We start from the raw sequence: 21131 nt of genomic DNA on the forward strand, positions 1-21131 counted from the left end.
CCTCCGCGAGTCAGCGATCCTATCGACGTATCAGCGTGACGGCCCGGGTAGGGTGGCCGCCGCGCGCATCATCGAGCGAGGCAGAAGACCGAACGAGGGGGCCCCGAAAGTGAGTACGTCCGCTACGACCGGTTTCTGCAGAGTCACTGTCGTCGCGCCCGACAGCCGCATCGACGTCGCCCTCCCCGAGGACGTGCCGGTCGCGGACGTCTACCCCGAGATCCTCCGGCTGACCGGTCAGACCCAGGCCGCGGGCGCCCCCACCGGATACCACCTGGTGCGGCGCAACGGCACGGTGCTGGAGGGGTCGCGCTCACTCGTCGCCCAACAGGTGCTGGACGGTGAGCTGCTGTCGCTGCGGCCGTTCGCCGAGTCGCTGCCGCCCGCGGTCTACGACGACGTCTCCGACGCCATCGCCTCCGCCGTCACCCGGGACCGCACCCTGTGGCAGGACGGCTTCCTGCGCGCCACCGGTCTGGCGGGCGGCTCCTTCCTGCTGATCCTCATGGGCTTCGTGCTCTGGTACGCCGATCCGCTCCGGCACGACATGCACGGGCTGCCCGGCATCATCGCGGGCTCGGTGGGGCTGGTACTGACCGCCCTGGCGGGCGTACGGGCGCGTGTCTACGACGACCGCGCCTCCGCCGTCGCGCTCGGCCTCGGCGCGCTGCCGCACCTCATGATCGCGGGCTCCGGGCTCCTGGCCCTGGACAAGGGGGACGGCGTCGGCCGCCTCCAATTCCTGCTCGGCTGCGCCACCGTGCTCATCGCCTCGGTCGCCCTGGTTGCCGCCATGCCGCGGGGTGACGCCCCGTTCGTCGCGGCCGTGTTCGCCTCCAGCGTCGGCACCCTGGCCACCTTCTGCGCGATCCTCACCGAGACCGGCCCCACCGAGACCGCCGCGGTCTGCTCCGTGGTGGCCATCGGCGCCATCGCCTTCCTGCCCGGTCTGTCGGCACGCGTGGCCCGTCTCCCCATCGGTTACGCGCCGCCCCACTCGGCGGCTGACGAGAGCCTGGACCCCGTCACCCCGCAGACCGCCGAGCCGCTGGACGCCGAGCGGGTGGCCGCCCAGGCGCGCCGGGGCCACGAGATGCTGCTCGGACTGGTCGGCGGCTGTTCCGTCGTCGTCGTGGGCTCCTCCGCGGTGCTTGGTTTCTCCGACAGCGTGTGGGGCCAGCTGCTGGCGCTCGCCGGGGGCCTGGCGATGCTGCTGCGCGCCCGGCTCTTCCGCTACTCCGCACAGGTCGTCTCGGTCCTGGGCGCGGGTCTGGTCTCCCTCGGCCTGCTGGTGCTGGGGATGTCCCTGAACCCGCCCGCCGACGCGGTCATCAAGCTGATCACCGAGAACGACCGGGGCCCGCTCGACGTACGGACGATCTGGCTCGCCGCGGCCGTGACGGCGGGCGCCGCGCTGCTCGTCGCCATCGCCCTGATCATTCCGCGGGTGGGCGTCTCCCCCTTCTGGGGACGTCTGTCCGACCTCGCCGAGAGCGCCTTCCTGCTCTCCCTGGTGCCGCTGTGCCTCGCGGTGCTGGACGTCTACAGCGCGGCGCGGAGCATGACCAGTGGCTGACCGGAGGTTCAACTCTCCCGGAGGAGGCAGGGCTCACGTGTGGAACCGCTGACCACGGACGATCCACGAAAACTCGGCCCCTACCACCTCATCGCACGACTGACCCGGGGGACGGGCGAGGTCACGCTGACGGCCCGGCAGTTCATCGCGCGTGGCGCGGGCGGCACCAGGACGGTCGTGCTCACCACGCCGCTGCCGGACTCCGCCGACGACCGGGACGGTCGCGAACGCTTCCTGGCGGAGGCGGAACGGGCCCGTCTACTGGCCGGCAGCAGCCCGCCCGGCTGGCTCGCTCCGGTCGTGGAACTCGCGGGCGAGCCCGCCGAACCACCATGGTGCGCTTCGCCCTATCTGCCCATGCTGCCGCTGCCCGCCGCACTGGAGGCACACGGTGGCCCGCTGCCCGCCGCCACCGTGCGCGCGCTCGGTGCCGCTCTGGCCGAGACGCTGGCCTGGATCCACACCGCCGGCACATCCCACGCGGGGATCGCGCAGGACACCGTGTTCGTGGCGGGGGACGGGCCGCGGCTCGCCGGATTCGGCGCCGTGCGGGCGGCGGGGCCGGACGGCGCGGTACGGGGGGACCTGCCGGGGGTGGCCCTCGCCGCACTGCCACCGGAGCAGCGTTCGGGCGGACGGCCGCGCCCCTTGGGCGACGTCTTCTCGCTGGGCGCGGTTCTGGCGTACGCGGTGACGGGCCGGCTGGAGCCCGATCCGGCTTCGCTGCCGGAGGAACTGAGGGACGTTCTCGGAGCCTGTCTCGCTCCGGACCCGGTGGACCGGCCGACGGCCCAGGCCCTGCTGGAGGGGCTGACTCGCGGTGTCGCCGCTGCCCCTTCCGCGGTCAGCACCCGTCCCGCGGGATGGAGCGCGACCGTCCAGGACAGCGGCGCGGTGAGTCCGGCCGCGGCACTCCTGGGGCCGGGCTGGCTCCCGGGGCGAGTGATCGCCGCGCTGTCGGAGCAGTCCTCGGCGGTCCTGGACGCCGAGGTCGACACTGCGGGGGAGGACTCCCCGCAACCGGCGGACGGCCCCGCGATACCTGGCGACGACGGGGAGCCGCCGCGGTCCGCAGAGCCGCCGTCGACCTCCTCCGGGCCGTCGCGACGCGGGCTCCTCGTCGGTGCCGTCTGCGGTACCGCGGGGGTCGCGGTGGGCGCAGGTGCCCTCTGGACGGCGACGGCACCCGAGGACCCGCCTCCCCCGACCCGTGCCGAACGCCTCGCCGCCGCCCACCGCTCGCGTCGCCGTCTCGAGGGAGCGCCACCTCAGCCTCGTTGGCGGCACGACGTGGAAGGAGCGGCACCCGCGTACGCCCCGCTCGTCTGGCGGGACCGGGTCGTGGTCCTGACGGGGAAGACAGCGGTTCACGGGATCGACGTGCGCACCGGCAAGCGGCTGTGGACACGCGAGGGGCTCCGTCCCGCCGGGACGCCTTGGGCGGCCGGCGCGAAGACGCTGTTCGTCCCCGGCGACGGACTGGTGGCGCTGGACGCCGCGACCGGCCGGGTGCGCTGGCGCAGCAAGGACTACCGAGGCGGTGCTCAGGCCGTGTTCGGGCGGGTATTGGCGGTGGACCGGTCCACGGTCTGGTTCACCGTGAAGATCGACGGAGGCGACGGCAACGGTCACGCCGCGGTCGCCTTCGATCTCGGCACGCGGAAGGAGACCTGGCGCCGCACCCTGCCCGGGGAAATCACCAGTGGACATCTGCTGAAGGACGCGCTGCTCGTCATGGACGGTGGTGGCAAAGCCGGTGGACGGGCCATCGCCATGGCCCGCGAGAGCGGCAAGCGGCTCTGGCAGCGGGTGTATCGGGGCGTGGCGTCGGAAGGGTTCGTCACCAGCGACGGAAGCAGCACGCTGATCGCGGCCCTCGCCAGCACACTGCGGGGTTACGACCCCCTCGACGGCAGCCGGAGCGCGTGGTCCCTGCGGTCGCTCGGGAAGGACGCCAAGGGCCACCTCACGGATTTCGGCCTGCCGTACGTCCACGGGAAGACGGCGTATGTCGCCGACGGCGGCTACGCGCTGCACGCCGTCGAGGCCCGGACGGGAACGGTCCGCTGGCAACGTGCCTACGGTTTCGCGCTGAAGACCGCGTCGGCGCCGGACACCCCCGACACGCTGGTCAGCCCGTCGGGGCGGAGAGTGCTCATGGCCGGAGACGCCGAGGTCGACGCCTTCGACGCCGCGGACGGTTCCCTGCTGTGGCGCTTCACCGACATCGGCGGGGGAGGGCCCCGGCGGCGCACCATGGCACTCACGGACGACACGGTGGTCGTGGTGGACGGGCGTGGCGTCTACGCGCTGCCCATGGACTAGGGAAGGACCCATGACACCGCCGAATCCGGATGCCCGCACGGCGCGCTCCGACCAGGACGGTCCCTCGAGGATCGGCCCGTACCGTGTCCTGGACACCCTGGACGTCCCGGGCCACGACGGGGACGCCCGGCGCCGCCTCGCGCGGGACGACCGGACCGGCCGGGTGGTGGTTCTGACGCTTCCGCACGCATCGCTCGCCGAGGATCCCGGGTACGCGGTCCGCTTCCGGGCCGAGGCCGAGAACTCCCGCCGCCTGAACGGGCGGTGGGTGGCTCCGGTCCTCGATGTCGCCCCGCCCGGGGCGGAGCTTCCCTGGGTCGCCCACGACTGCTTCCCCGCGCTGACGCTGCCCGCCGCGCTGGCCGTGCACGGCGGCCCGTTTCCGGAGTCCACCGTGCGCTCGCTGGGGGCAGCGCTGGCCGAGTCCCTTGCGGCGGCGCACACCAACGGCCTGGTCCACGCGGGGATATCGCCGGGTGCCGTCCTCCTGACCCTCGACGGGCCCCGGCTGACCGGTTACGGGCTGGACCGCGCGGCATCGGCGGGCGGTGGAGGTTCCACCGGGATGCCGCCCGGCATCGTCACGTCGGCGCTGCCGCCCGAGCGGCGTGCAGGTGAACCGCTCAGACCCCAGGGTGATCTGTACGCGCTCGGGGCGACGCTGGTCTACGCGGCGACGGGCCGGAGCGACGCCGGCCCCGACGACCTGCCGGATGGATTGAGGGCCTCGATCATCAGCTGCCTGTCCGCGGACCCCGCTGGACGACCCGAACCGCGCGCCCTGGCCCGTGAGTTCACCACCAGTGCCACGACGCTGCCGGAATCCGTGCGGGCGGCCTTGGCCGCACAGGCGGCGCGCCACCCGGTGATGGTCCCCCTCGCGCCGCCGACGGACCCGGAGCCGGTCGGAGGACGGCCACGGCCGTCCCGGCGCGCCGTCACCCTCGGCGCGCTGGCCGGCGCGGCCGGACTCGCCCTGGGTGCGGCCGGGGCCGGGGCGGCCAGGGCTTTCACCGACGGCCCGCGCCGGAGTCGGCCGGTGCCCCGCGTCCGGGGGACCGCGCCCGCCCCGCTGTGGCGTCTGACGGTCGACGAGGCGCTGGTGCGGCCGCCGTTGATATCGCGGGGGAGCGTCGCTCTCCTCATGAGCAAGAAGGTGCTGTCGGCGGTGCATCTCCGGGACGGCAAGCAGTTGTGGAGCCGGGACGACCTGCTGCCCACCGGCGACCTCACCTTGTTCGATGGTGGCCTCTTCCTGACGCTGTCGGGCACCGAGTTCTCGGTGGTTTCCGTCCGTACCGGCAAGGTCGTGTGGACCGAGCGGCGCTACGACGGTTCCGAAGGCCGCCCGCTCTTTGCCGCCGTTTGGGGGGCCGAAGGGCACACGCTCTGGTTCTTGGCCGGGCGGATAACGGATGGAGGAAAAGAGGAGGAACCGGTGGTCGTCGCCTATGACGTCGCGCGGCGCCGGGAGCTGTGGCGTACCCCGGTCCCGCTCACCGGCGGCACCGCGTTCGCCGGGCAGGGCGTGCTGCACGGGGGCGCCCTGCTCGTCCCGATGGGCACACGTCGGCTGTCCGAGGGGCCGTGGTCCTATCTCGCGCTGGATGCGCGGAGCGGCCGGAAGCTGTGGAGGCGGAGCTATCAGAGCGTGAGCTCCGACGCCAACAACATCAGGATGACAGCACCCGGTGACCTCTTGATTTCCTACGATCAGAACGCCATGCAGGCACACGACCTCTCCAGCGGCGAGCGGCGCTGGCGCTTCACCACCGAGGGCTCTCTCTACACCGCACCGGTGGTCCACGGTCGGACCCTCTTCTTCACTGACGAGAACAGCGACACGCACGCCGTCGACACCCGCCGCGGTGAGCAACGCTGGCGGCACGGTCCCGCTTTCACGTCCACCGAGCCCATGCAGTACAGCGAGACCGCACTGAGTCACACGGGACGCGTGGTGTTCCAGCGGAACGGCTCTGAGGTCGATGCGTTCGACGCGGCCGACGGCTCGCCACGCTGGCGCTTCGCGCCCGTGGGCTCCGGACAGCAGGCCGGTGGATTGAGCGGATACGTGGCCAGCGCACCAGGAATGGCCGTCGTGGTGAACGGCGGAGCCCTCTACGCCTTGCCGGTGGACTGATTACCGATGCCTCATCCCCTCACCCATGACGACCCCTCGCGTATCGGGCCGTTCACTCTCGTCGCCCGCCTCGGCAGCGGCGGGATGGGCACCGTCTACCTGGCTCGCTCCCCGGGCGGGCGCACGGTCGCGCTCAAGATCATGCACCCTCGGTTCGCCGCGCAGGAGGAGTTCCGTACCCGCTTCCGGCTGGAGACCGACGCCGCACGCGTCATCGGCGGCCAGTACGGTGCACAGGTCGTGGATGCCGATCCGCTGGCGGACACCCCTTGGCTCGCCACGGCCTATGTCCTCGGCCCAGCGCTCGACGAGGCGGTGGCACTGTGCGGTGCGCTGGCCGAGCCCGCCGTACGGGCGATCGGAGCCGTCCTGTGCGACGCCCTGGGACAACTCCACCGGTCGGATGTGGTGCACCGCGACCTCAAACCATCCAACATCCTGCTGACCGTGACCGGTCCCAAGGTCATCGACTTCGGTATCGCGCGGGCGGCGGGCGACGCCCGGCTGACCCGGACGGGCACGGCCGCGGGGACGCCCGCCTACATGTCACCGGAACAGGCGACGGGCGGCGAACACACCCCTGCGAGTGAGGTGTTCGCCCTTGCGGGGGTGCTGGTGTTCGCCGCGACCGGACGCCCACCGTTCGGCACCGGACAACCCGCGGACCTGCTCTACCGGGTGCGCTACGCCGAGCCCGAGCTGTCCGCGGTGCCTGAGGGGCTGCGCCCCACGCTGGAACGCTGTCTGGCCAAGGACCCACGACAGCGGCCCGCCACGGCGGAGCTGGGTGCCCGGCTGCGGGAGGGTACAGGGGACGCGGTCGATCACCTGCCGGACGCCGTACTCGCGGATATCGCCCGGCGCGGCGCAGCTGTGTGGGAGGTGCGGCCCTCCCGCCTGCCCGCCCCGGACGCCGAGAGCATGTCCGCCGTGTCGGACGCGTCGAGGCCGCCTCGGCTCGCCCGACGCAGGCTGCTCACGGCCGGAGGCGGTCTCCTCATCACGGGTGGCGCGGCCGCCACCTGGGCTCTGCTGCACGACGGCAGCGGGAAGAAGGGTGCCGACTCCCCGCGACGTGGTGCGGCCCGGCCAGACACGGGGGCGCCGCGCATCGCGTGGAAGACAGCCGGCGGGGCCATCGTGGGGGACGCCCGGCTGTTGCGGGTGGGCGACGGGCTTGCCATGGTTTCCGAGTCCGGGCTGCGCTGCTTCGACGCGCGGACCGGTAAGCGCCGCGGCGTGAACGATGAGTTGGTGACCGACTCGTGCGTCGTCTCCGATGGACGCCGACTGTTCGCCCTGGACCCTGGCTCCTCCACACTCCGGATCGTCCCTGTCGACTTCGTCACGGGCACCACTCGGTCCCCACTCGCCGATCTGCGCGGAATCGCAGCGCAGGACGCGAGGATCCTCGCAGCCACCGATTCCGCGCTGATCGTGGAGGGGAAAGCGCGGAAAGGTTGGGTGCGGGCGGCCGTCGACCCCGGTACGGGGCACGAGATGTGGCGCCGTCGGATGGCCGTGCCGGGGGACGACGAGATCGCAGCCACCCCTGTGGAGGCGGGGCTCATCCGGACGCAGGGGGAACAAGTGACCCTGATCGACGTTCGCAACGGTGCTCCCCGCTGGACGGCCGAGGTGCCCGAGAAGCTGACGGGCGGACTGCTCGTAGGGGCCCGGCACACCTTCTCCGCGGGGCTCCTGTTCCTCGGCACCTGGGAGCTGATGGCACTGCGGCTCTCCGACGGCAAACGGGCTTGGCGCTTCGGTGCGGGACGGACGTCCGGGACAGGAGACAAGCCCGGGAGGCGGCACTACGGACCCCCCGTGGTGCAAGACGGCGTACTCTATGCCGCGGAGCGTGAGCGTGGGCTCGTCGCTCTCGACGCCGAGAGCGGACGGCTGCTGTGGGACCAGAAGAAGGGCGATGGCCCGGTGCTCGAGTTCGGGGCCACACCCGCCGCTGATGACGGCTACATCTATGTCTCGCCCGACAACGACAGTCAGTGGGCCGCCGCTGTTGACCGCCGTACCCACCGCGTGGCGTGGACGTTTCAGAGCCCCTTCGGCGACCGGGGCGGAAGTTTCTCGACGATCATGACGCACTCTGCGGCCCAACGCCTGATCATCGGCCGCGGCGACGCCGTGTGCGCCCTCCCGCTGTCTTAACCGGTTCGTACCCGACCCCTCCCCAGGAGCTTCACCCATGGACCCCCTCGGCACCGGTGATCCGCTGCGCCTTGGCCCCTACCGCCTCACCGGGGTGCTCGGGGCGGGCGGTATGGGACAGGTCTACCTGGGCCGGGATGCGCGGGAACAGCTCGCGGCGGTGAAGGTGCTGCGGCCGGAGCTGGCCCACGATCCGGAGATGGCCCAGCGGTTCCTGCGCGAGGCGCAGGCGGCACAGGCGGTGCGGAGCGACGGCGTGGCGCGTGTGCTCGCCGCGCAGATGGCGGGCGGACGGCCGTGGATCGCCACGGAGTTCCTGGCCGGCCCCACCCTCGATCAGGCCGTCGAGCGCTACGGCCCCCTGGACGAGCCGACCCTGCGAGCCGTGGGCGCCGCGCTGGTGCGCACGCTCATGGACATCCACGGCGCCGGGCTCGTCCACCGCGACCTCAAGCCGTCCAACATCGTGCTGACGTCCCGCGGCCCCCGGATCATCGACTTCGGTATCGCCCGGCCCGAGCACGGGCTGACGCTGACCACCACCGGACAGTCGCTCGCCACCCCGGGGTTCGCCGCGCCCGAACAGGTCCTCGGCCGGCGGACGGGCCCCGCGGGCGATGTGTTCTCGCTGGGCGTGGTCCTTGCCTACGCCGCGGGAGGGCGGCCGGTCTACGAGGGCGGGCATGTGGCTGCGGTGCAGTACCAGGTGGTGCACGGGGAGCCGAATCTGGACGCCGTACCGCAAGCGATACGGACTCTGGTGGAGCCCTGCCTGGACAAGGAACCCGGACAGCGACCGGCTCTCGACCTCATCGCCCGGGGACTGACGCCGCCCCGGGGAGCGGACCGGGCGTGGCGCACCGGACCGCTGGCCGAGGACATCGCGCGACGTGAGGCGGCCGCCAGGCGCGTGGCCACCCTGCCGGGTGACGAGGCGCCAGGACTGTCGCGGCGACGGCTGATCGGCGGCCTGTCGGCGGGCGGCGCGGTGCTCGTTGCCGGGGGCGGGGCCGGTGCGTGGTGGCTGCTGCGGGATGACGACTCGCAGGAGGAAAAGCCCTGGGCGGCGAAGCCGCTCGCGGACCACGAGGAGGGGAACGCGCCGACACCGCTGTGGGGCCCGGTGGACACGGGCGTGGCGGACCCGGGTGACGAGATCACCCCGCTCCCCGTACACGACCTGGTCGTCGTCGCGGCCAAGGGCGGTCGGCTGCGCGCGTACGGCGTCCGCGACGGTGCCAAGCGCTGGACCTCCGCCGTGGCGGGGCTGACCGGACGGCCGCTCGTCCTCTCCGACGACTCCGGCGACACCGTGCTCATCGCCGACAGCCGGGGCGCCGTACGGGCGCTGCGTGCCACGGATGGCAGAGAGGACTGGGTGGCGGATCAGGCCGATGCCGCGACCCTGCTGGCGGTGGACGACACGGCCGTCTATCTGGCCACCCGCGCCGGACGACTGCGGGCGGTCTCACTGTCGTCGCACTCCCCGCTGTGGACGGTCCCGTCGCCGGTGAAGCTGCGCGGTGCACCTTCCGCGGCGGGCGTCGCGGCCGCGGGACGCTTGGTCGTCCATGGCTCCGACGGCCGGGTGGTCGCCCTCGACACCCGGAGCGGGAGAACGGCATGGGGTCCGAGGCCGCACGGACCCGGCGCCGTGGCCCCGCTCGTCGACGGAGACACCGTCCTTCTCGGAGGGAAGGCCCTGACCGCGCTCGCCCTCACGACCGGTGAACGCATGTGGACGCACCCCGCGACGAGTGATCGCGGCTGGGGAGCTCCGGCCCTGCGCGACGGCGTCGTGTACGCCGTGGACGGCACCGATCTCCACGCCCGCAGTGCGGACACCGGGGCGGAGGAGTGGATGGTGACCGTCGGCTCCTCGTCGGAGCATTCGCTCGACCCCCCGGTGGCCGAGGGCCGAACCGTGTGGGCGGTCGTGGACTCCACCGGCCGCAAGGGAGTCGTCGCGGCCGACGCCCGTGAGGGGAGCATCGCCTGGCCGTACAGTCAGGGCAACGATGGAACCTGGAGGCTGGCGGGAGCCGACAACCGGGTGTTCCTCCTCCAGGCCGGACAGCTCACCGCCATGCCGGTCCTCTGACCGTCCGGGGACGGCCGCCCCGGCCCCCACGCGCCGGCCACCCACCCGGGTCCCACCCAGCACAGGTGTCCGGACCGGACCTGGACCGGACCCGGTCCGGGCCCCACCGGGGACGCTGGTACGCTGTGTGACGGCCGTTTGTGTACGCGCCCCCGGATCCTCTCTGCAGAGGATCTGGAGACAGCGCCCAGCGGACCCCGCCTCCCGAGTCACGGAAGCTCCCCTGAGACACCGACCAGGGGCACTCGGCGGCTGAAATGACCAACCAAGGAGTACCGCGTGTCGCTCGACGCCGCTACGAAGAAGCAGATCATGACCGAGTTCGCCACCAAGGAGGGCGACACCGGTTCCCCCGAGGTCCAGGTCGCGCTGCTCTCGCGCCGTATCTCGGACCTGACCGAGCACCTCAAGACCCACAAGCACGACCACCACTCCCGCCGTGGTCTGCTGCTGCTGGTCGGCCAGCGCCGCCGTCTGCTGCAGTACCTGGCGAAGAAGGACATCACGCGCTTCCGTGCGCTGGTCGAGCGCCTGGGCATCCGCCGCGGTGCGGCGGGCGCCAAGTAAGACGTCGTGGAGGGAGCGGTTCCCGGGACTGGGAGCCGCTCCCTTTGCCGTAGGTGCCGCCTGATGGCGGCCCGCACCCTCGGTGCGCAGCGTATTTTGTCCGCTACGTGCCGGACGCACCAGACAGCACAGCCGTCGTGATGATGGCCGATGCTTTGTAGTCTGGTCCCAACAACGCCATAAAGAAACGAGGAGGAGCGCCTCATTCCCGCCGCACCGGCGCCACAGGAGCCGGTCCTCGGTAGTGGCTCCCGGAACTGGCAATTCCGGTGGCTTCGATCGAAGACCGGCCCGGCCGCCGGACAACAGGCCCGGGGCGCTGCTCCACCACCGTCCACCGTCACACGGACGAGGGACGCAGAAGAGGAGAATTCCCTGGTGGAGAACGAGACCCACTACGCCGAGGCCGTCATCGACAACGGTTCCTTCGGCACCCGCACCATCCGCTTCGAGACGGGCCGCCTCGCCCGTCAGGCCGCCGGCTCCGCCGTGGCCTACCTGGACGACGACACCATGGTGCTGTCGGCCACCACCGCTTCGAAGAACCCCAAGGACCAGCTCGACTTCTTCCCGCTGACGGTCGACGTCGAAGAGCGGATGTACGCCGCGGGCCGCATCCCCGGGTCGTTCTTCCGCCGTGAGGGCCGCCCCTCCGAGGACGCGATCCTCACCTGCCGCCTGATCGACCGCCCGCTGCGCCCGTCCTTCAAGAAGGGCCTGCGCAACGAGATCCAGGTCGTCGAGACGATCATGGCGCTCAACCCCGACCACCTCTACGACGTGGTCGCGATCAACGCCGCCTCCTGCTCCACCCAGCTGGCGGGCCTGCCCTTCTCCGGCCCCATCGGCGGTACCCGGGTCGCCCTGATCAAGGGCCAGTGGGTGGCTTTCCCGACCCACTCCGAGCTCGAGGACGCCGTCTTCGACATGGTCGTCGCCGGCCGCGTCCTGGAGGACGGCGACGTCGCGATCATGATGGTCGAGGCGGAGGCCACCCAGAAGACCATCCAGCTGGTCAAGGACGGCGCCGAGGCCCCCACCGAGGAGGTCGTGGCCGCCGGTCTGGAGGCCGCGAAGCCGTTCATCAAGGTGCTGTGCAAGGCGCAGTCGGACCTCGCCGCCAAGGCCGCCAAGCCCACCGGTGAGTTCCCGATCTTCCTGGACTACCAGGACGACGTCCTGGAGGCGCTCACCACCGCCGTCCGCGACGAGCTGGCCCAGGCGCTGACCATCGCGGGCAAGCAGGAGCGCGAGGGCGAGCTGGACCGCGTCAAGGCTCTGGCCGCCGAGAAGCTGCTGCCGCAGTTCGAGGGACGCGAGAAGGAGATCTCCGCGGCGTACCGCTCGCTGACCAAGACCCTGGTCCGTGAGCGCGTCATCAAGGAGAAGAAGCGCATCGACGGCCGTGGCGTCACGGACATCCGTACGCTCGCCGCCGAGGTCGAGGCGATCCCGCGGGTGCACGGCTCGGCGCTGTTCGAGCGCGGCGAGACCCAGATCCTGGGCGTCACCACGCTGAACATGCTCCGCATGGAGCAGCAGCTCGACACGCTCTCGCCCGAGACGCGCCGTCGCTACATGCACAACTACAACTTCCCGCCGTACTCCACCGGTGAGACCGGACGCGTGGGCTCCCCCAAGCGCCGCGAGATCGGCCACGGCGCGCTCGCCGAGCGGGCGCTGCTGCCCGTGCTGCCGACCCGCGAGGAGTTCCCGTACGCCATCCGGCAGGTCTCCGAGGCGCTCAGCTCCAACGGCTCGACCTCCATGGGCTCGGTCTGCGCCTCCACGATGTCGCTGCTGAACGCCGGTGTGCCGCTGAAGGCCCCGGTCGCGGGCATCGCGATGGGCCTGATCTCCCAGGAGATCGAGGGCGAGACCCACTACGTCACCCTCACCGACATCCTCGGTGCGGAGGACGCCTTCGGTGACATGGACTTCAAGGTCGCCGGTACCAAGCAGTTCGTCACCGCCCTCCAGCTGGACACCAAGCTGGACGGCATCCCGGCCTCCGTCCTGGCCGCGGCCCTCAAGCAGGCCCGTGACGCCCGCCTCCACATCCTCGACGTGATGATGGAAGCGATCGACACGCCGGACGAGATGTCCCCCAACGCCCCGCGGATCATCACCGTGAAGATCCCGGTGGACAAGATCGGTGAGGTCATCGGCCCCAAGGGCAAGATGATCAACCAGATCCAGGAGGACACCGGCGCCGAGATCACCATCGAGGACGACGGCACCATCTACATCGGTGCCTCCGACGGCCCGGCCGCCGAGGCCGCCCGCACGACCATCAACGGCATCGCCAACCCGACGATGCCCGAGGTCGGCGAGCGTTACCTGGGCACGGTCGTGAAGACCACCACCTTCGGTGCCTTCGTCTCCCTGCTCCCGGGCAAGGACGGCCTGCTGCACATCTCGCAGATCCGCAAGCTGGCCGGTGGCAAGCGCGTGGAGAACGTCGAGGACGTGCTCGCGGTCGGCTCCAAGGTCCAGGTCGAGATCGCCGAGATCGACCAGCGGGGCAAGCTCTCGCTGCACCCGGTCATCGAGGGCGAGGACGACAAGGACGAGGCGAAGGACGCCGGGTCCGACAGCGGCTCCGCCGCGGGCGCCCAGTGACGTCCCACGCTCACGGTACGACGGCCCGCCCCTCTTCGGAGGGGCGGGCCGTCGCCCGTACCCAAACGCTTCTCAAGGGCGAGAACGGCATCGGGACGGTCCGCAGGACGACCCTCCCCGGGGGCCTGCGTATCGTCACCGAAACCCTGCCGTCCGTCCGCTCGGCCACCTTCGGCATCTGGGCGCACGTCGGTTCGCGTGACGAGACCCCCGCGCTGGGCGGCGCCACCCACTACCTGGAGCACCTGCTCTTCAAGGGCACCCGGCGGCGCAGCGCCCTGGACATCTCCGCCGCGATCGACGCGGTCGGCGGCGAGATGAACGCCTTCACCGCCAAGGAGTACACCTGCTACTACGCGCGGGTGCTCGACACCGATCTGCCGCTCGCCATCGACGTCGTCTGCGACATGCTGACCGGCTCGCTGATCGACGCGGCGGACGTGGACGCCGAGCGCGGAGTGGTCCTGGAAGAGATCGCGATGACCGAGGACGACCCGGGCGACTGTGTGCACGACCTGTTCGCGCACACCATGCTCGGTGACACCCCCCTCGGCCGCCCGGTCCTGGGCACCGTGGACACCGTCAACGGGCTCGGCCGCGACCAGATCGCCCGCTTCTACAAGAAGCACTACGACCCGACCCACCTGGTCGTCGCCGCAGCGGGCAACGTGGACCACACCACCGTCGTCCGCCAGGTGCGCCGCGCCTTCGAGAAGGCGGGCGCCCTCACCCGCGCCGACGCGGTCCCGGTCGCCCCGCGCGGCGGCTCCCGCACGATCCGCACCGCGGGCCGGGTGGAGCTGCTCAACCGCAAGACCGAGCAGGCGCACGTCGTCCTCGGCATGCCCGGGATCCCGCGCACCGACGACCGGCGCTGGGCACTGGGCGTGCTCAACGCGGCGCTCGGGGGCGGGATGAGCTCCCGGCTCTTCCAGGAGGTGCGGGAGAAGCGCGGACTCGCCTACAGCGTCTACTCCTACAACTCCGGCTTCGCCGACTGCGGACTGTTCGGCGTCTACGCGGGCTGCCGCCCCAGCCAGGTGCACGATGTGCTGAGGATCTGCCGCGACGAGCTCGACCACGTCGCCCAGCACGGCCTCACCGACGAGGAGCTGCGGCGCGCTGTCGGCCAGCTCTCCGGCTCCACGGTGCTGGGCCTGGAGGACACCGGTGCGCTGATGAACCGCATCGGCAAGAGCGAGCTGTGCTGGGGCGAGCAGATGTCGGTGGACGACATGCTCGCGCGGATGGCCGCGGTCACCCCCGACGAGGTGCGCGAGGTGGCGCGCGATGTACTGGGACGGCGTCCTTCGCTGTCCGTCATCGGCCCGCTGAAGGACAAGCAGGCGGCCCGCCTCGACGAAGCCGTCGCCTAGCCGCACCGGAACCGAAGGAAGAGAAACGATGAGCAAGCTGCGCGTGGCGGTCCTCGGTGCCAAGGGCCGGATCGGCTCCGAGGCCGTCCGGGCCGTGGAGGCGGCCGAGGACATGGAGCTGGTCGCCGCCCTCGGTCGCGGGGACTCGCTGGAGACCCTGACCGACGCGGGCGCCGAGGTCGCGGTGGAGCTGACCGAGCCCGGCTCGGTCATGGACAACCTCGAGTTCTGCCTCCGGCACGGTATCCACGGCGTCGTCGGCACCACCGGCTGGACCGACGAGCGCCTCGCGCGGCTGCGCGGCTGGCTCGACGCCTCGCCCCGCACCGGTGTGCTCATCGCGCCGAACTTCTCCATCGGCGCGGTGCTCACCATGCGGTTCTCCCGCCAGGCCGCCCGGTTCTTCGAATCGGTCGAGGTCATCGAGCTGCACCACCCCAACAAGGTGGACGCCCCCTCCGGCACCGCCGCCCGCACCGCCCAGCTGATCGCCGAGGCGCGCCGCGAGGCGGGCTGCGCACCCGCGCCGGACGCCACGGCCACCGGTCTCGACGGTGCCCGGGGCGCCGATGTGGCCGGCGTACCGGTGCACTCTGTGCGGCTGCGCGGACTCCTCGCCCATCAGGAGGTGCTGCTCGGCGGGGAGGGCGAGACGCTCACCATCCGCCATGACTCCACCCACCACAGCAGCTTCATGCCGGGCATCCTGCTCGGCGCGCGGCGTGTGGTGACCACTCCCGGCCTCACCTTCGGCCTGGAACACTTCCTCGATCTGGACTGAGGGCCACCGGTGCGAGCAAAGATCACGTATTTCGTTCTGGCGGCCGTCCTGGTCGTGTACTTCGTCCTGGTCGGCAGCCGCGGGGTGCTGCTGATCCGCGAGGGCACCCCGGTCACCGTCGTCTTCGGCCTGGCCGTGCTGGTGCTGCCGTTCATCGGAGCCTGGTTCCTCTGGCAGACCACGCAGTTCGCGCGGAACGCCGACCGGCTGGCGCGCGAGCTGGAGGCCGAGGGCGGCCTTCCGGTGGACGAGCTGGAGCGCACCCCCGGCGGCCGGATCGTCCGGGACTCCGCGGACGCGGTGTTCGCCAAGAGGCGGGCCGAGACCGAGGAGTCCCCGGACGACTGGCGCTCCTGGTTCCGGCTCGCGGTGGCCTACCACGACGCCCGGGACATCGCACGGGCCCGCAAGGCGATGCAGCGGGCCATCGCGCTGCGCGACGGCAGGCCGGTACGGACCCGGTGACCCCGGGCCGGTGCGGTCAGCGGCGGTAGGCGGCGGCCCAGCTCTCGAGGATGTCGGCGGCCATGTCGAAGCCCTCGGGGCGGGCCAGGAAGTCGGCGCTGTGGCTGGATATCAGAGTGCGGGCGGCACCGCCGTCCGCCGCTTCGGCGATCACGGCCTGGCCCTGGACGGTGCGCGGCAGCCCCAGCCAGCGGACCGGCTGCTGGGCGGTGCGCAGCGCCGTGATCCCCGACCAGGCGACCGTGGCGGAGGCGAAGACGCCCACCTGGCGCAGACCCTGCGCACTGACCTGCACACCGGAGTGCACCACCCGGACGGCGAACACGATCACCAGGACGGCCACGGCGACACAGATCCCGGCGGCGGGCAGTGATCCCGCCATCGCGATGATCATCGCGGAGAACAGGACGTAGGAGGCGAGCAGGAGCAGCAGTGCGGCTCCGCCCACCCTCCACGGGCCGGGACGATAAGGGCGGCGCCACCGGTCCAGGTCCTCATACGTGGCATGGTCCGGTGCGCCGCCCGTCTCGTCGTCCGGGACGTGGTCGGCAGTCAGGAAGGGCAGTGGCACGGAAGGTCCTCACTCACACACACGTCCGGATGGGCCTGTGCTGGGTGAGGCTATCTCAGCGCCTCAACGGCCGTTGGTGGCCTCTGACTGCTGAGTCTGCTGGGTCTGATGGGACTGGCTGTCCAGAGCGGGCATACCGAACATCAGCGAGCCGACAAAGCCGGCGACGATGGTGAGTCCGATCAGCGTGCGCCCCGCGATCTGGGACGGCGTGGCGCGCGGACGGGCGGGCGGGGTGACATTGCTGCGGAAACGGTCGGCTTCGGCGACGAAGGCGAACGGCACGGGCTCTCGCCGGCGGAACATGTGCGGGCTCTCCTTGGAACCTCGAGTGTGGGTGCTTCTGTGGAAGAAGACGTGCGAACGGGGTCCGAGGTGCCCTCTTCCGCTGACTTCAATCAAGATTTTTCCGCTCGGTCGGCGCCGTCGGAGCGCGCCTACCGGCGGCCCGTAAGCTGGGCCCGCCCCGAGCGACGCAATACGGAAGGACCCGTCGGTGACCGACAGCCCCACCGAGACCGAGAAGCCCGAGTTCCGCAGCGATGTGACCGTGGAGCTGGTCAAGCACAGTGCCGCGGACTCCGACGTCCTGTGGGCCGCGCGGGTGTCCACCGCGGGTGAGCAGTCCCTCGACGAGCTCACCAAGGACCCGGAGCGGTCCAAGGGGCTGATCAACTATCTGATGCGGGACCGCCACGGCAGCCCGTTCGAGCACAACTCGATGACGTTCTTCATCAGCGCCCCGATCTTCGTCTTCCGCGAGTTCATGCGGCACCGCGTGGGCTGGTCGTACAACGAGGAGTCCGGCCGCTACCGGCAGCTCCAGCCGGTGTTCTACGTCCCGGGGGAGGCCCGCAAACTGGTCCAGCAGGGGCGCCCGGGCAAGTACGAGTTCGTCGAGGGCACCCAGGCGCAGCACGAGCTGACCGGCCGGGTGATGGAGGACGCGTACCGCCACGCGTACGAGGCGTACCAGGAGATGCTGGCCGCCGGGGTGGCCCGGGAGGTGGCCCGCTCGGTGCTCCCGGTCGGCCTGTTCTCCTCGATGTACGCCACCTGCAACGCCCGCTCGCTGATGCACTTCCTGGGGCTGCGCACCCAGCACGAGCAGGCCGCCGTGCCGTCCTTCCCGCAGCGTGAGATCGAGATGGTGGGGGAGCGGATGGAGGAGCACTGGGCCCGGCTGATGCCGCTGACCCATGCAGCCTTCAACACCAACGGCCGGGTGGCCCCGTAGCCCCGGTCGGGGTCCGTCACCGGAGCGAAGTGTCCGTATTGCGGCGTTTCGAGAAGTTCATCTAGGCTGAACAAACGGGCCCGGCACTGCTTGAACCCCCGAGCAGGCAGTGCCGGGTCCCATCTCTTCGCTCCGTCCACCGCCCCGAGGGAGCACTGCGGGGCGCGCTACGAGTAGCGTGGGGCCCATGGCACCGACTTCCACATCGCAGACCCCTTTCGGGCGGGTGCTGACCGCCATGGTCACGCCATTCACCGCGGACGGCGCGCTCGACCTCGACGGCGCCCAGCGACTCGCCGTCCATCTGGTGGACGCCGGCAATGACGGCCTGATCGTCAACGGCACCACCGGCGAGTCCCCCACCACCAGCGATGTGGAGAAAGCCCAGCTCGTACGAGCCGTGGCGGAAGCGGTCGGCGACCGCGCCCACATCGTGGCCGGTGCCAGCACCAACGACACCGCGCACAGCGTCGAGCTCGCCCGCGCGGCCGAGCAGGCCGGCGCCCACGGACTGCTGGCGGTCACGCCGTACTACAGCAAGCCCCCGCAGGAAGGTCTCCTGCGCCACTTCACCGCCATCGCCGATGCCACCGGCCTGCCGATCATGCTCTATGACATCCCCGGCCGCAGCGGCGTCCCGATCGGCACCGAGACCATGGTCCGGCTGGCCGAGCACCCGCGTATCGTCGCCAACAAGGACGCCAAGGGCGACCTCGGCCGCGCCAGCTGGGCCATTGCCCGCTCGCGCCTGGCCTGGTACTCCGGCGACGACATGCTGAACCTCCCGCTGCTGTCGGTCGGCGCGGTCGGGTTCGTCTCCGTCGTCGGGCACCTCGTCAGCCCCGAGCTGCGCGCGATGCTCGAAGCCCACCTCGCGGGCGACGTCGCGAAGGCAACGGAGATCCACCAGCAGCTGCTCCCGGTCTTCACCGGGATGTTCCGCACCCAGGGCGTCATCACGACCAAGGCCGCGCTCGCCCTCCAGGGCCTGCCCGCGGGGCCGCTGCGGCTGCCGCTGGTCGATCTCACCCCCGAGGAAACGGAACAGCTCACGCGCGATCTTGCCGCGGGCGGGGTACAGCTCTAGTCAAAGACGCGAAAGTCGCACGTTCATACTTCACAACTGCATACAGAAGAACCACATACAGACACATCAGCAAGTGCACGAAGGTCACGCGCGCCATGTGCCCCTGGGGGGCATGTGGCGTGTGTGGTGAGGAGAGTCTTTTGAGTCATCCGCATCCTGAGCTCGGCGCGCCGCCGAAGCTCCCCGAGGGCGGTCTGCGGGTCACCCCGCTCGGCGGCCTCGGCGAGATCGGCCGCAACATGACGGTCTTCGAGTACGGCGGCCGGCTGCTGATCGTCGACTGCGGAGTGCTCTTCCCCGAGGAGGAGCAGCCCGGAGTCGACCTGATCCTGCCGGACTTCACGTCCATCCGGGACCGTCTCGACGACATCGACGGCATCGTGCTGACCCACGGCCACGAGGACCACATCGGCGGTGTCCCCTTCCTGCTCCGCGAGAAGGCGGACATCCCGCTGATCGGCTCCAAGCTGACCCTCGCCCTGATCGAGGCCAAGCTCCAGGAGCACCGGATCCGGCCGTACACCCTTGAGGTCGAGGAGGGGCACCGCGAGCGCATCGGCCCCTTCGAGTGCGAGTTCATCGCCGTCAACCACTCCATCCCGGACGCCCTCGCGGTCGCCATCCGCACCCCGGCCGGTATGGCCGTGCACACCGGCGACTTCAAGATGGACCAGCTCCCGCTGGACGGCCGGCTGACCGATCTGCCCGCCTTCGCCAAACTGGGCGAGGAGGGCATCGACCTGCTGCTGGTGGACTCCACCAACGCCGAGGTCCCCGGTTTCGTCCCGCCCGAGCGCGACATCTCGAACGTGCTGCGCCAGGTGTTCGCCAACGCCCAGAAGCGCATCATCGTCGCCAGCTTCGCCAGCCATGTGCACCGCATCCAGCAGATCCTCGACGCGGCCCATGAGTACGGCCGCCGGGTGGCCTTCGTCGGCCGCTCGATGGTCCGCAACATGGGCATCGCCAGGGACCTCGGCTATCTGCGGATCCCGGCCGGACTGGTCGTCGATGTGAAGACGCTCGACGACCTCCCGGACGACGAGGTGGTGCTCGTCTGCACCGGTTCCCAGGGCGAGCCGATGGCCGCGCTGTCCCGGATGGCCAACCGTGATCACCAGATCCGGATCGTCCAGGGCGACACGGTGATCCTCGCGTCGTCGCTCATCCCGGGCAACGAGAACGCGGTCTACCGGGTCATCAACGGACTGACCCGCTGGGGCGCCAATGTCGTCCACAAGGGCAACGCCAAGGTTCATGTCTCCGGCCATGCCTCGGCCGGGGAGCTGCTGTACTTCTACAACATCTGCAAGCCCCGGAACCTGATGCCGGTGCACGGCGAGTGGCGCCATCTGAGGGCCAACGCCGAGCTGGGCGCCCTCACCGGCGTCCCGAAGAACCGTTGCGTCATCGCGGAGGACGGCGTGGTGGTCGACCTCGTCGACGGCGTCGCCAAGATCGTGGGCAAGGTCCAGGCCGGATACGTCTATGTGGACGGGCTCTCGGTCGGCGATGTCACCGAGACCTCGCTGAAGGACCGCCGCATCCTCGGAGACGAGGGCATCATCTCGGTCTTCGTGGTCGTGGACAGCACCACCGGCAAGATCGTGGGCGGTCCGCACATCCAGGCGCGCGGCTCCGGTATCGAGGACTCCGCGTTCTCGGCCGTCGTCCCGAAGATCGAGGACGCCCTGGCCAAGAGCGCCTCCGACGGCGTCGCCGAGCCCCATCAGCTCCAGCAGCTGGTGCGCCGCGCGGTGGGCAAGTGGGTGTCCGACAGCTACCGCCGTCGCCCCATGATCCTCCCCGTCGTGGTCGAGGTCTGACAGACCCTCAGTGTCCGTACGGCGCTGGCCAGTGGGCGGGGCTGCTCGATTTGCGTCGAGGAGCCCCGCTCCAGTACGTTTACGGCTCCGCCAACGGGGAAACCCGGAGAGCCCATGGTCCTCCGGAGGAGCCGGAGGCGGAGGTGGAAAACCGGCTCAGAGAATTCTGATAAAGTCGGAACCACCGAAAGGGAAGGCCCTCCAACGGCCACTGGAAACGGAATTCGGACCGGAAACGGAACGGAAAACGGATCTGGTAAGGTTGGAAACACGAAAGACCGAAGGGAA

General features: G+C 71.0%; 15 protein-coding genes. 13 read left to right on the forward strand and 2 right to left on the reverse strand.

Going from position 1 to position 21131, the window contains the following annotated elements:
- The first annotated feature begins 109 nt into the window (after nucleotides 1-109).
- The 10 genes from eccD to AC07FT_RS35155 all read left to right on the forward strand — a co-directional run bounded on the left by eccD (nucleotide 110) and on the right by AC07FT_RS35155 (nucleotide 16122).
- Complete coding sequence (gene eccD, locus AC07FT_RS35110) at nucleotides 110-1576, forward strand: type VII secretion integral membrane protein EccD (RefSeq protein ID WP_479180184.1); 1467 nt, start codon at nucleotides 110-112, stop codon at nucleotides 1574-1576.
- A gap of 39 nt (nucleotides 1577-1615) precedes the next feature.
- The gene (locus AC07FT_RS35115; RefSeq protein WP_479180186.1) at nucleotides 1616-3901 is read left to right on the forward strand and encodes an outer membrane protein assembly factor BamB family protein; all 2286 of its coding nucleotides are present in this window, start codon (nucleotides 1616-1618) and stop codon (nucleotides 3899-3901) included.
- Between the two features lie 10 nt (nucleotides 3902-3911).
- Nucleotides 3912-6041, forward strand: coding sequence for an outer membrane protein assembly factor BamB family protein (locus AC07FT_RS35120; protein ID WP_479180187.1), 2130 nt, complete (start codon nucleotides 3912-3914; stop codon nucleotides 6039-6041).
- Nucleotides 6042-6047: 6 nt separating this feature from the next.
- Nucleotides 6048-8210, forward strand: a complete 2163-nt coding sequence (locus AC07FT_RS35125; RefSeq protein ID WP_479180188.1) for a protein kinase domain-containing protein — start codon at nucleotides 6048-6050, stop codon at nucleotides 8208-8210.
- Nucleotides 8211-8247: 37 nt separating this feature from the next.
- Nucleotides 8248-10311 carry a protein kinase domain-containing protein gene (locus AC07FT_RS35130; protein WP_479180189.1) on the forward strand — a complete coding sequence of 688 codons (2064 nt, stop codon included), beginning with the start codon at nucleotides 8248-8250 and terminating at the stop codon, nucleotides 10309-10311.
- A gap of 279 nt (nucleotides 10312-10590) precedes the next feature.
- Nucleotides 10591-10878: a 30S ribosomal protein S15 gene (gene rpsO / locus AC07FT_RS35135; protein WP_009714645.1), complete on the forward strand. Its 288-nt coding sequence runs from the start codon at nucleotides 10591-10593 to the stop codon at nucleotides 10876-10878.
- Nucleotides 10879-11256: 378 nt separating this feature from the next.
- Nucleotides 11257-13500 (forward strand): polyribonucleotide nucleotidyltransferase, encoded by a 2244-nt coding sequence (locus AC07FT_RS35140; protein ID WP_479180191.1) that lies wholly within the window; start codon nucleotides 11257-11259, stop codon nucleotides 13498-13500.
- Nucleotides 13497-14876, forward strand: a complete 1380-nt coding sequence (locus tag AC07FT_RS35145) for a M16 family metallopeptidase (RefSeq protein ID WP_479180193.1) — start codon at nucleotides 13497-13499, stop codon at nucleotides 14874-14876. The genes AC07FT_RS35140 and AC07FT_RS35145 overlap by 4 nt, the downstream gene beginning before the upstream one ends.
- A 28-nt stretch (nucleotides 14877-14904) precedes the next feature.
- Nucleotides 14905-15657, forward strand: coding sequence for a 4-hydroxy-tetrahydrodipicolinate reductase (dapB, locus tag AC07FT_RS35150; RefSeq protein WP_479180194.1), 753 nt, complete (start codon nucleotides 14905-14907; stop codon nucleotides 15655-15657).
- A gap of 9 nt (nucleotides 15658-15666) precedes the next feature.
- Nucleotides 15667-16122 (forward strand): hypothetical protein, encoded by a 456-nt coding sequence (locus AC07FT_RS35155; RefSeq protein ID WP_479180195.1) that lies wholly within the window; start codon nucleotides 15667-15669, stop codon nucleotides 16120-16122.
- Nucleotides 16123-16138: 16 nt separating this feature from the next.
- Here AC07FT_RS35155 and AC07FT_RS35160 read toward each other — a convergent pair whose 3' ends face one another.
- Nucleotides 16139-16693 carry a hypothetical protein gene (locus AC07FT_RS35160; protein WP_479180197.1) on the reverse strand — a complete coding sequence of 185 codons (555 nt, stop codon included), beginning with the start codon at nucleotides 16691-16693 and terminating at the stop codon, nucleotides 16139-16141.
- A gap of 63 nt (nucleotides 16694-16756) precedes the next feature.
- Nucleotides 16757-16999, reverse strand: a complete 243-nt coding sequence (locus AC07FT_RS35165) for a hypothetical protein (protein WP_254745003.1) — start codon at nucleotides 16997-16999, stop codon at nucleotides 16757-16759.
- Between the two features lie 190 nt (nucleotides 17000-17189).
- Between AC07FT_RS35165 and thyX the strand changes: the two genes are divergently transcribed.
- From thyX to AC07FT_RS35180, 3 genes are all read left to right on the forward strand, one after another.
- A complete protein-coding gene (thyX, locus tag AC07FT_RS35170) occupies nucleotides 17190-17930 on the forward strand; it encodes an FAD-dependent thymidylate synthase (RefSeq protein WP_471202160.1) in 741 nt (246 codons plus the stop codon).
- 187 nt (nucleotides 17931-18117) lie between these two features.
- Nucleotides 18118-19017 carry a 4-hydroxy-tetrahydrodipicolinate synthase gene (gene dapA / locus AC07FT_RS35175; RefSeq protein ID WP_479180198.1) on the forward strand — a complete coding sequence of 300 codons (900 nt, stop codon included), beginning with the start codon at nucleotides 18118-18120 and terminating at the stop codon, nucleotides 19015-19017.
- 140 nt (nucleotides 19018-19157) lie between these two features.
- A complete protein-coding gene (locus AC07FT_RS35180) occupies nucleotides 19158-20843 on the forward strand; it encodes a ribonuclease J (protein WP_479180200.1) in 1686 nt (561 codons plus the stop codon).
- Nucleotides 20844-21131: the final 288 nt, after the last annotated feature.

It is taken from the genome of Streptomyces sp. NPDC045899 (assembly GCF_056431485.1).

Bases quoted from the DNA above. Each gene is read 5' to 3' on its own strand.
- dapB (WP_479180194.1), top strand. From the start codon at position 14,905: ATGAGCAAGCTGCGCGTGGCGGTCCTCGGTGCCAAGGGCCGGATCGGC.
- AC07FT_RS35165 (WP_254745003.1), bottom strand. From the start codon at position 16,999: ATGTTCCGCCGGCGAGAGCCCGTGCCGTTCGCCTTCGTCGCCGAAGCC.
- dapA (WP_479180198.1), top strand. From the start codon at position 18,118: ATGGCACCGACTTCCACATCGCAGACCCCTTTCGGGCGGGTGCTGACC.
- AC07FT_RS35120 (WP_479180187.1), top strand. From the start codon at position 3,912: ATGACACCGCCGAATCCGGATGCCCGCACGGCGCGCTCCGACCAGGAC.
- AC07FT_RS35125 (WP_479180188.1), top strand. From the start codon at position 6,048: ATGCCTCATCCCCTCACCCATGACGACCCCTCGCGTATCGGGCCGTTC.
- AC07FT_RS35130 (WP_479180189.1), top strand. From the start codon at position 8,248: ATGGACCCCCTCGGCACCGGTGATCCGCTGCGCCTTGGCCCCTACCGC.